Source organism: Demequina salsinemoris, from assembly GCF_000974805.1.
Classification (GTDB): domain Bacteria; phylum Actinomycetota; class Actinomycetes; order Actinomycetales; family Demequinaceae; genus Demequina; species Demequina salsinemoris.
In genome coordinates, this window is sequence record NZ_BBQZ01000007.1 from 177,447 (window position 1) to 188,558 (window position 11,112).

Annotated in this window: 5 protein-coding genes; 1 reads left to right on the forward strand and 4 read right to left on the reverse strand. The window is 69.6% G+C overall.

Features of this window, described 5'->3' with window-relative positions:
- Positions 1–25 precede the first annotated feature (25 nt).
- Complete coding sequence (gene gcvP, locus AOP78_RS13285) at positions 26–2,881, reverse strand: aminomethyl-transferring glycine dehydrogenase (protein ID WP_269082110.1); 2,856 nt, start codon at positions 2,879–2,881, stop codon at positions 26–28.
- A 106-nt stretch (positions 2,882–2,987) separates the two neighbouring features.
- Here gcvP and AOP78_RS13290 point away from each other — a divergent pair, with 106 nt between their 5' ends.
- Entirely contained in the window at positions 2,988–5,462 is a 2,475-nt protein-coding gene (locus tag AOP78_RS13290) for a glycogen/starch/alpha-glucan phosphorylase (RefSeq protein ID WP_062205689.1), read from the forward strand.
- A 292-nt stretch (positions 5,463–5,754) separates the two neighbouring features.
- On the opposite strand, the gene AOP78_RS13295 is transcribed toward AOP78_RS13290, so the two are convergent.
- The 3 genes from AOP78_RS13295 to AOP78_RS13305 form a co-directional block, all read right to left on the reverse strand.
- Positions 5,755–7,434, reverse strand: coding sequence for a peroxidase family protein (locus AOP78_RS13295; RefSeq protein ID WP_062205692.1), 1,680 nt, complete (start codon positions 7,432–7,434; stop codon positions 5,755–5,757).
- A 110-nt stretch (positions 7,435–7,544) separates the two neighbouring features.
- Complete coding sequence (locus tag AOP78_RS13300; protein WP_062205694.1) at positions 7,545–9,137, reverse strand: methyl-accepting chemotaxis protein; 1,593 nt, start codon at positions 9,135–9,137, stop codon at positions 7,545–7,547.
- A gap of 199 nt (positions 9,138–9,336) precedes the next feature.
- Positions 9,337–10,938 carry a methyl-accepting chemotaxis protein gene (locus AOP78_RS13305; protein ID WP_083980170.1) on the reverse strand — a complete coding sequence of 534 codons (1,602 nt, stop codon included), beginning with the start codon at positions 10,936–10,938 and terminating at the stop codon, positions 9,337–9,339.
- Positions 10,939–11,112: the final 174 nt, after the last annotated feature.

Here is an 11,112-nt window from a genome sequence, read left to right on the forward strand (position 1 = left end):
GACACACCGGCGCGGGAACCTCGCGCTACTCGCCCGTCTCGTCGAACAGCTCGAGCGGGGGGCACGCGCACACGAGGTTGCGGTCGCCGTGGACGTTGTCGATGCGGCGCACGGGGGGCCAGTACTTGTCGACGCGCAGCGACGGCACCGGGAAGGCGGCCTGCTCGCGCGAGTACGCGTGGTCCCACTCGTCGGCAACCACGGACGCCGCGGTGTGCGGCGCGTGGCGCAGCGCGGAGTCCGCGACCGCGACCTCGCCTGCGGCGATCGCGCGGATCTCCTCGCGGATCACCTTCATCGCGTCGATGAACCGGTCGATCTCACCGAGGTCCTCGGACTCGGTCGGCTCGATCATGAGCGTGCCCGCGACCGGGAACGACAGCGTCGGCGCGTGGATGCCGAAGTCGATGAGGCGCTTCGCGATGTCCTCCGCGGTGACCCCCGTCTCCTTCGTGATCGGGCGGATGTCGATGATGCACTCGTGCGCGACGAGGCCGTTCGGGCCCTTGTAGAGCACGGGGTAGTCCGCGTCGAGGCGCGTCGCGACGTAGTTGGCAGCGAGCACCGCGACCTCGGTCGCGCGGCGCAGGCCGGGACCGCCCATGAGCGCGATGTACGCCCACGAGATCGGCAGGATGCCCGCAGACCCGAACGGGGCGGCAGAGACGGGCGCGCCCTTGCGCAGCAGCTCCGCGGGACGGCGCACCGTCTGCTGGAGCTCGGGCAGGAAGGGCACGAGGTGCTGCGCGACCGCGACGGGGCCGACGCCGGGGCCGCCTCCGCCGTGGGGGATGCAGAAGGTCTTGTGGAGGTTGAGGTGCGAGACGTCGCCGCCGAAGTGGCCGGGCTTCGCGAGCCCGACGAGCGCGTTGAGGTTGGCGCCGTCGATGTAGACCTGACCGCCCGCGTCGTGCACGGCCGCGCACACCTCGCCCACGTGAGCCTCGTAGACGCCGTGCGTCGAGGGGTAGGTGAGCATGATGCAGCTGACCGTGTCCCCGTGCTTCGCGAGCTTGTCCTTGAGGTCCTCCATGGAGATCTCGCCGTCCTCGGAGGTCGCGACGACCACGACCTTCATGCCGGCCAGGACCGCGGAGGCGGCGTTGGTGCCGTGCGCCGAGGCGGGGATGAGGCACACGTCGCGCTGCTCCTCGCCCTGCGCGCGGTGGTAGCCGCGGATCGCGAGCAGGCCCGCGTACTCGCCGCGCGAGCCGGCGTTCGGCTGGACCGAAACGGCCGCGTAGCCCGTGATCTCCGCGAGCCAGTCCTCGAGCTGGCCGATCATCTCGCGGTAGCCGCGGGTCTGCTCGGCGGGAGCGAACGGGTGGATGGTCGCGAAGCCGGGCCAGCTGATCGCGGCCATCTCGACGGCCGAGTTGAGCTTCATGGTGCACGAGCCCAGCGGGATCATCGTCCGGTCGAGGCTCAGGTCGCGGTCCGCGAGACGGCGCATGTAGCGCATGAGCGACGTCTCGGACCGGTGCATGCTGAAGATCGGGTGCTGGAGGTAGTCGCTCGTGCGGCGCAGCTCGCGGGGGATCGCGACGCGCGGCGGCGTGTAGATCGGGTGGCGCTTGGTCGCGGTGAACGCCTCGACGACCTTGTCGAGGATGTCGAGGCGCGTCACCTCGTCGCACGACACCGCGACGGTGTCCGCGTCGACGCGGCGCAGGTTGATGCCTTCGACGGCCGCGCGCGCGACCACGGAGTCGGCGCCGCCGGGGACCTCGCACAGGATCGTGTCGAAGAAGTGCTCGTGCTGGATGCGGATCCCGGCGGCGGTGAGGGCGTCGGCGGCCGCGACCGCGGTCGAGTGGACCTTCATCGCGATCTCGCGCAGCCCCTCGGGGCCGTGGTAGACGGCGTACATGCTCGCGACCACGGCGAGCAGCGCCTGCGCGGTGCAGATGTTCGACGTGGCCTTGTCGCGGCGGATGTGCTGCTCGCGCGTCTGGAGCGTGAGGCGGTAGGCCGGGGCGCCGTCGGCGTCGACCGAGACGCCCACGAGACGGCCGGGCAGCTGGCGCTCGAGGCCGTAGCGCACGGAGATGAACGCGGCGTGAGGGCCGCCGAAGTAGAGCGGGACGCCGAAGCGCTGGGCCGAGCCCACCGCGACGTCCGCGCCGAGCTCGCCGGGCGCCTTCATGATCGCGAGCGACAGCAGGTCCGCGGCGACCGTGACGAGGCCGCCGGCCTCGTGCACGCGGTCGATCACGTGCGCGACGTCACGGACGAGGCCCGATGCGCCGGGCTGCTGGATCACGAGACCCACCAGGTCCTCGGGGGCCTGCCAGTCCTCGTGCAGCGCCTCGACCCTCAGCGGCAGGCCGATGGCCTCGCACTGGGCCTTCACGACGGCGACGGTCTGAGGCAGCGTCTCGGCATCCAGGACGACGACGCCGCCCTCCTTGCCCTTGACCGCGCGCCTCATGAGCAGGACGGCCTCGGAGACGGCCGTGGCCTCGTCGAGAAGGGAGGCCCCCGCGATCGGCAGCGCCGTGAGGTCCGCGATCATCGTCTGAAAGTTGAGCATGGCCTCGAGGCGACCCTGCGAGATCTCGGCCTGGTACGGGGTGTACGCGGTGTACCAGGCAGGGTTCTCGAGGATGCCGCGCTGGATCACCTTCGGCGTGATGGTGTCGTGGTAGCCCTGGCCGATCATCTGCACGGCGGTCTTGTTCATCGTCGCAAGGCGGCGCAGCGCCTCGAGGACCACGTCCTCGGAGCGCGCCTCGGGAAGCTGCAGCACGTCGTCGAGCCGGATCGACTCGGGCACGGCTGCCTCGATGAGGGTCTCGAGAGACGTGTAGCCGACTGCGTCGAGCATCGTCTCGACTGCATCGTCTGCGGGACCGATATGGCGATCAACGAACGAGGTCACCCGCCCATTGTGTCGTAAAGGCCCTCGCTCGGACAGGGAGCGCGCCGGAGCGTCTCCTGGGAGGCACCGGCTGACAGCGGACCCGTGTGCGCGTAGATTGCCCCATGTGAGCGAGAACACGCCGCCGGTAGCGGTCCCTGAGCACACTGTCGAGAGCTTCACCAGGTCCTACCTGCGGGAGCTCAACTACGGACGAGGCGTCGACCTCGACCGCGCGAGCCCGAACGACAAGTACTGGGCGCTGTCACGCGCCGTCCGCCACTACCTCACCACCCGCTGGCTCGAGAATCTCCGCAACCAGTACCGCGACCAGGCGAAGGTCGTCGCGTACCTGTCGGCGGAGTTCCTGCTCGGCCCGCAGCTCGAGAACGCGCTGCTCGCGTCCGACCTCGAGGACATCGCGCGCGTCTCGCTCGCGAACCTCGGCATCGACATCGACGAGCTGCGCGACGTGGAGATCGAGCCGGGGCTCGGCAACGGCGGCCTCGGACGTCTCGCCGCCTGCTTCATCGACTCGCTCGCGACCATGAACGTGCCGTCGATCGGCTACGGCATCCGCTACGAGTACGGCATCTTCAAGCAGACCTTCGTCGACGGCAAGCAGGTCGAGCAGCCCGACAACTGGCTGCGCCTGGGCTCGCCGTGGGAGCTTCCGCACCCCGAGTACTCGGTCGACGTGTCCTTCGGCGGCCACACCGAGGACGCCCCGGGCGGCTCCGACGGCGCGCGCACGTGGGTCCCGGCCTGGTCGGTCACCGCCGTGCCGTTCAACTACATGGTCCCCGGCTACCGCAACGGCCGCGTCAACACGCTGCGCCTATGGAGCTCGCGCGCCAAGCGGGAGTTCGACCTCAGCGAGTTCAACGCCGGCGACTACGCGGAAGCCGTGCGCGCGCGCACCTTCGCGGAGAACATCTCGAAGGTGCTCTACCCCGAGGACTCCACCCCGCAGGGCAAGGAGCTGCGCCTCCAGCAGCAGTACTTCTTCGTCGCCGCGTCGCTGCACGACTTCATCGAGCACGTGCTGCCCGCCGGCTACGACCTGCACAACCTGCCCAACCGCATCACGTGGCAGCTCAACGACACCCACCCCGTCATCGCGGTGCCCGAGCTCATGCGCATCCTGGTGGACGAGAAGGGATGGGGCTGGGACGAGGCCTGGGCCGTCACGCAGCAATGCTTCGCGTACACGTGCCACACGCTGCTGCCCGAGGCGCTCGAGGTCTGGTCCGTGGACCTGCTCGGCCGGCTGCTGCCGCGCCACCTGGAGATCATCTACCGGATCAACGAGCAGTTCCTCGACGAGGTCCGCGAGGCCTTCCCCGACGACGAGCTGCGCGTGCGCCGCATGTCGATCATCGCCGAGCAGCCCGAGCGCGGCGTGCGCATGGCGCACCTCGCGACGGTCGCGGGCTTCAAGGTCAACGGCGTGGCCGAGCTGCACTCGCAGCTGCTGCGGGACAAGCTGCTCAACGACTTCGCGCAGATGTGGCCGGAGAAGTTCACCAACGTCACCAACGGCGTGACCCCTCGCCGCTTCATGCGGCTCGCCAACCCGGGCCTGTCGGACCTCATCACCGAGGCGATCGGCGGCGCGTGGCTCACCGACCTCGAGCAGCTGCGCCAGCTCGACGGGCTCGCGAACGATCCCGAGTTCCGCCGTCGGTTCCGCGAGATCAAGGGCGCCAACAAGCATCGTCTGGCCCAGGTCCTCAAGGACCGCGACGGGATCGAGATCGCGGGCGACGCGATGGTCGACGCGATGGTCAAGCGCCTCCACGAGTACAAGCGCCAGAGCCTCAAGCTGCTGCACATCGTGTCGCTGTACGAGGGCATCAAGTCTGGCCGCACGCCGCTCGAATCGGTCACGCCGCGCACGTTCATGTTCGGCGCGAAGGCCGCGCCCGGCTACGTGCGCGCCAAGGAGACCATCGAGCTCATCAACGCGGTCGGGAAGACCATCAACAGCGACCCGTCGCTCGAAGGCCGTCTCAAGGTCGTGTTCCCGCCGAACTACAACGTCACGCTCGCCGAGACGCTGATCCCGGCGGCCGACCTGTCGGAGCAGATCTCGCTCGCGGGCAAGGAGGCGTCGGGCACGGGCAACATGAAGTTCGCGCTCAACGGAGCGCTCACGATCGGCACGGACGACGGCGCGAACGTCGAGATCCGCCGGCTCGTGGGCGACGACAACTTCTTCCTGTTCGGCATGACCGAGCCCGAGGCAGCGGACCTCGCGGCCAAGGGCTACGACCCCGGCGCGTACTACGAGTCCGACCCGGAGCTCAAGGCCGCGCTCAACCTCATCGCCTCGGGCCACTTCACGGACGGCGAGAAGGGCGGCGCGGTCGCGTCGATCTTCTCCTCGCTCACCGAGCGCGACCGCTTCATGGCGCTCGCCGACTTCCGCTCCTACATGGACGCGCAGGCGCGCGTCGAGGAGGCCTACAAGGACTACGAGGGCTGGAGCCGCTCCGCGATCCTCAACGTCGCGCACTCTGGCTTCTTCAGCTCGGACCGCTCGATCAAGGACTACCTGGACCGCATCTGGGGCGCGAAGCCGATCGCCCAGAACGACTGACGCGCACGAGGGGCGCCGGGGGATCCCCGGCGCCCCTCGTCGCGTTCAGGTGAGGCGCGGCCGGCAGATCCGCGGCCGCCGCACGTCCTGCACACACTTCGCACTGCGTCAGGCGTGTCGCCCCCAGAATCGGCGCCGACACGCCGCCTGCAGAGTCACCTGTGTGCAGCACGTGCGGCGCCGCCCGGGTGAGGCGCATGGAGGACAGGGACGATGCGGGACCCAGGGACGATGCTGCGGTCGCCTGAGGCGCGGGCCGGCACGATTGCAGAGCACGTCGTCCCGAGGCACGTCACGCCGCCTGGATCGAGCTCCCCATCTGCGCGGCCCCTCCCTGGGCCCCGAGCGCGACGAAGGGCGCGTCCGCAACCGGGACGCCGGCGATGCGGATGATCGAGGCGAGCGTCCAGGGGCGCGAACCGTCGACCTGCTCGGTCGAGTCGCGGTTGTCGTCGTAGCCCCACAGCAGCGAGTCCTCGCCGGGCATCCAGCCCGGCTCCTGGTTGACCCAGGACGTCGGGTCGCCTTTGAGCAGCCCCGCGAACGTGGACGCCACGAGCATCGAGCCGACCGTGCCGAGCCGCCTGCCCTGCTGCTGCTCCTGCGCCTCCGTGAGGATGTACAGCCACAGCGCGTCGCGATCCGCGGGGATCGCGATCGGCTCGACCCCGAGCGCCTTGGCGACCGCGGTACCCGACGGCAGGCCCATGCGCCAGCCGCGCTTGAGGTTGCGGAACGCGAGCCGGTTGAGGAACGACGACGGGTCCAGGTCCTCATCGAGCGCGGACAGAGAGTTGGACAGCAGCGCGTCGAAGCGGCGCGCGCGCTGCGGGAATCCCGCGTCGGGGTTGCCCATCGGCAGGTAGCGGTCCCACTGGATGAGCCGCTCGGCGCCCATCGGCCGGAACCCGTGAAGGTCCGCGCCGTCGGGGGCGAGCGCGAAGATCGGGATCTCCTTGCCTCCCTGCGACGCGTTGGTGCGGTAGCTGTTGCGCACGAGCGTGTGGCCGAAGCGATACGCGGCGACCGAGAACTCGATCGGGATGAAGGGGCGGTCGCGCCAGCTGTAGACATCGCCGAAGCCGGTCGCCCACGTCTTGCGCCCCGCCACCGCATCGTCCCCTGCCGGGTCGTGCAGCGCATGCTCCCAGACGTCGGGATCGCACACGCGCTGCACGAAGTCGAACCAGAACACGTGCTGGTACAGCCAGCGCAGGGTGCGCCGCGCGCGCTCGAAGGGCTCGTTCTCCGACGCCACGGGAGCGCCCATGCCGGCCGCGCGCTCCGCGTCGATGCGCTCGCGCGCCCGCTCGACGAGCGCGTTGTGGGCCATCAGGAACGCGAGCTGGAGCTGGCTGACCATCGCGTTCTCGTCGTTGCGCATGTCACCGATCAGCGCGCGCCCCTGCGAGTTGCGCGGCAGGTCGTGGAACGCGACCTCCTCGCCATCGACCGTGACGCACAGGGCGTTGCCCTCGGAGTCGCGCGCGGGGTCCACGAGGAGCTCGCCCGCGTGGTCGCGGCGCTGGTCGTACAGGTACGGCTGGTCGCCTGGGCCGCGCCCGTAGATGCAGTCGAGGTCGAGCCTCGGCGTGCGGAAGTTGAGCAGGCCGTTCGGATCGGTGGCCCGCTGCAGGCTCGACGCCGGATCGAAGGTGATGTCGTGATCGACGAACTGTCCGAAGTACGTGTAGCCGGCGGGCATGCCGGAATCGAACTCGGTGTCGGGGCCCGGCCCCGCGGCGACGATCGCCTCGGCGGTCCGGCCAGGGCGCTCGGTGATGGTGTCGGCGAGCTCCGCGAGCAGAGCGTCGGCCTCCTCGTCGGAGATGGGACGATGCGGATCCGCCGAGGGCCCGCGTCGTGGCGACCAGGCGGCGAGATCGGGGAAGAGCCGTCCGAAGGGTCCCTGATACAGAGGCGACTGCGGAGCGAGCGGTGACAGTGAGCTGATTCCAGTGCGGTGCGACATGGCGACCCCCCAGCGGTGGGGTGCGGTCGGGGTCCGCACGTTGACCCACCGACTTCAGTGATAAGTCCACTTTCTCCGGTTCGCAACAGGTGGAGGATCGCCGCCTCGGCTCAGTACGTGAAGTACTCGACCTTCGCGCGCAGGTTCGCCGACAGCTCGGCGAGCTCGTTCACGCTCGCGCCGATCTGGTCCAGGACCTGGGCCGCGTCTGATGAGGCCTGCGCCACCGACGAGATGGTGCCCGCGATGTCCGCGGAACCCGTCGCGGCCTCGGCCACGCCACGGCTCATCTCCTGGGTGGTCGCGGTCTGCTCCTCGACTGCGGAGGCGATCGTCATCTGGAAGTCGTTGATCTGACGCACGATCTCGGAGATCTGTCCGATCGACTCGACCGCCCCGCCGGTGCTGTCCTGGATGGCGGCCACGCGGCGCGCGACCTCCTCCGTGGCCTTCGCTGTCTCCTGCGCGAGGTCCTTGACCTCCGAGGCCACCACGGCGAACCCCTTGCCCGCCTCGCCGGCACGAGCGGCCTCGATGGTCGCGTTGAGCGCCAGCAGGTTCGTCTGCTCCGCGATCGTGGTGATCACCTTGATGACGTCGCCGATCTCCTGCGAGGAATCGCCGAGCTTGCCGACCTGGTCGTTGGCCGACTCCGCGACGGTCGTCGCGTTCGCCGCTACCCGGGCGGCCTCATTCGCGTTGTGCGAGATCTCCTTGATCGACGCGCCCATCTGCTCCGCGCCCGCCGAGACGGCCTGCACGCTGCGGTTGACCTCGTCGGCCGCGCTCGCGACCACCCCGGCCTGCGTCGACGTCTCCTGCGAGCCCGCAGCGACCTGAGCGTTCGCGGCCGAGAGCTCCTCCGCGGCGGCCGCGACGGTCTGGGCGGACGCGACCACCTCGGCGAGCGTCTCGCGCAACGACTTCTGGGCGGTGCTCAGCGACGCGGCCATGTCGCCCATCTCGTCGCGCGAGCTGACCTCGGCGACGACCGTGAGGTCGCCGGACGCCATCGCCTCGAGCGAGCGGTTGACGGCTGCCGCGGAGCGCGAGATGCGCCTCGTCACGAACCATCCCACGCCGACTCCCACGACGATGCCGACGACGAGGAGCGCGGTCGCGATCAGGTTGACCGTCGCGGTGCGCTCCTGAGAGTTCTCGATCGCCGCAGTGATCCGGACGTCCACCGCGTAGTTGAACTCACCGATGAGCGAGCCCATGGTGATGTCGTAGCCGGTGATGGTCGCGTCGGACGCGGGCTCGACGCCCTCGCTCGGAACCCAGCGAGACTCGACCGCCGCCGTGTAGCCCTCCCAGGTCGACTCGATGAGGTCCTTGCCGTACACCGGCTCGCCGAAGATCTCCTCGTAATCGGCCGCGAAGGAGGCGAACTCCTCCTCGAAGCCGGCCTGCTCCACGGCCAGCCTCTCCAGGAGCGCGGGGAGCTTGCCTTCCGAGGCGAGCGCCAGATCGGTCGTGGTCGAGCGGACGTCCCACAACGCGTCGATGAGGCTCGCCTGCGCCTCCGTCATGTCGTCGAAGTCATCCATGATCGCGTCGTACCGGGCTCCGGTCGATCGCGACGACGCGATCGAGACGGTTCCCACGATGGCGAGGGCGGCGACGACCGCGCCGACCGCGATGAGCACTTGGACGCCGAGCGCGAGCCTGGGGCCGCGCCCGATACGAGCGAGGTTGTTCATGATTCTCCCGGGGTGAGAGGGAACGGGGATGTTCCTCGCCCCCTCATCGACGGCCGGGACAGGGGTGTGAGGACGCATCGCGGTACGTGAAGTACTTGGGGCACGCACGGCGAGGGCCCCCGGGGAATTGCTTCCCCGAGGGCCCTCGTGCGGTGCCTCGTCGCTCACCGGTGGCCCGGCTGACGAGGGGCAGTACCGATCAGTACGTGAAGTACTCGACCCTGGCGCGCAGGTTCGCGGACAGCTGGGCGAGCTCGTTGACGGAGCCGCCGATCTGGTCGAGCACCTGCGCGGCATCCTGGGAGGCCTGCGCCACCGACGAGATGTTGCCCGCGATGTCCGCGGAACCGGTCGCGGCCTCGGCCACGCCACGCGACATCTCCGACGTCGTCGCGGTCTGCTCCTCGACCGCGGAGGCGATCGTCATCTGGAAGTCGTTGATCTGCTTGACGATGTCCGAGATCTCGTTGATCGCCTCGACGGCGCCGCTGGTGTCGTCCTGGATGGCGGCCACCCGGCGGGCGACCTCCTCGGTCGCCTTCGCCGTCTCCTGAGCGAGGTCCTTGACCTCGCCCGCGACGACCGCGAAGCCCTTGCCCGCCTCGCCGGCACGCGCGGCCTCGATGGTCGCGTTGAGCGCGAGCAGGTTCGTCTGCTCCGCGATCGTGGTGATGACCTTGATGACGTTGCCGATCTCCTGCGACGAGTCGCCGAGCTTGCCGACCTGCGCGTTCGCGGACTCCGCGACGGTCGTCGCGTTGGCGGCCACGCGGGCAGCCTCGTTGGCGTTGTGCGAGATCTCCTTGATGGAGGCGCCCATCTGCTCCGCGCCCGAGGCGACGGTCTGCACGTTGCGGTTGACCTCGTCGGCCGCGTTCGCGACCACCCCGGCCTGCGTCGACGTCTCCTGCGAGCCGGCGGCGACCTGAGCGTTCGCTGCGGAGAGCTCCTCGGCCGCGGCCGCCACCGTCTGCGCGGAGTCGATGACCTCGGCCATCGTCTCCCGCAGCGCCGTCTGCGCCTTGCCGAGCGACGTCGCCATGTCGCCGATCTCGTCCTTGGTCGTCACGTCGGCGTCGACCGTGAGGTCGCCGTCGCCCATGGCCTCGAGCGCGTGCTGAACCTTGCCCACCGAGCGCGTGATGCGGCGCGAGATCCAGATGCCCAGCGCGATCGCCGCGGCCACCGCGACGGCGGACACGATGATGAGGAGCAGGCGCACCTGACCGCTCGACGCGGACCCGGCCTCGATCTCGGCGGTGACCTTGGTCGCGACCTGGTCGGTCAGCGAAGCGACGGACTCACTGGTCTGCGCGCCGTACGCGTCCTGCTCCTCGTTGGAGATCGCCGTCTCCTCGGAGTCGGGGTTGTAGAGCGCGTCGAGGCCGGCGGTGTACGCGTTCCAGGCCGCGACGTCGTCCTCGTTGTAGGTCATCTCCTCGCCGAAGTACTCCAGGTACAGCGCGGAGAACTCCTCGATCAGCGTGCCGAAGGTCGCGATGTTCTCCTGCTGGGTCGCATAGGCGTCGGCGAGCTCCGACTCGTCCATGCTGCGCATGCGCAGCGTCTGCATGCGGACGGTCGCGACCGCGTCGGACAGCTCGGCGATCTTCGCGTCGGACATGTAGATCTTCGTCATGATCTCCTGGTCGGTCGCGTTCTGGTGACCGAGCTGGACGACGGCGGTCGTCGCGACGACGGCGAGCAGCACCACGACGGTGCCGAACGCGGCACCGATCTGGGCGAAGAGTGGGAAGCGCCTGCCCTTCGCGGCGCGCTTCGAGGCATGCGTGGTTTCCATGATTCTCCAGTGGGATTGGCGCGGCGGATCTCGCCAGCGACACCCGCCCCATCGGCCGAATGGTTGCCTTGTTAAGAATCAATCGTCGCGCGACGCCGCGCACCCGGTGAGGAAGCGCCCGCTTCAGGGCGGATCCGCCGGGTGCGCGGCAGCACGTCTCGAAGGTGAGGTACT

Bases quoted from the DNA above. Each gene is read 5' to 3' on its own strand.
- AOP78_RS13300 (WP_062205694.1), bottom strand. From the start codon at position 9,137: ATGAACAACCTCGCTCGTATCGGGCGCGGCCCCAGGCTCGCGCTCGGC.
- AOP78_RS13295 (WP_062205692.1), bottom strand. From the start codon at position 7,434: ATGTCGCACCGCACTGGAATCAGCTCACTGTCACCGCTCGCTCCGCAG.
- AOP78_RS13305 (WP_083980170.1), bottom strand. From the start codon at position 10,938: ATGGAAACCACGCATGCCTCGAAGCGCGCCGCGAAGGGCAGGCGCTTC.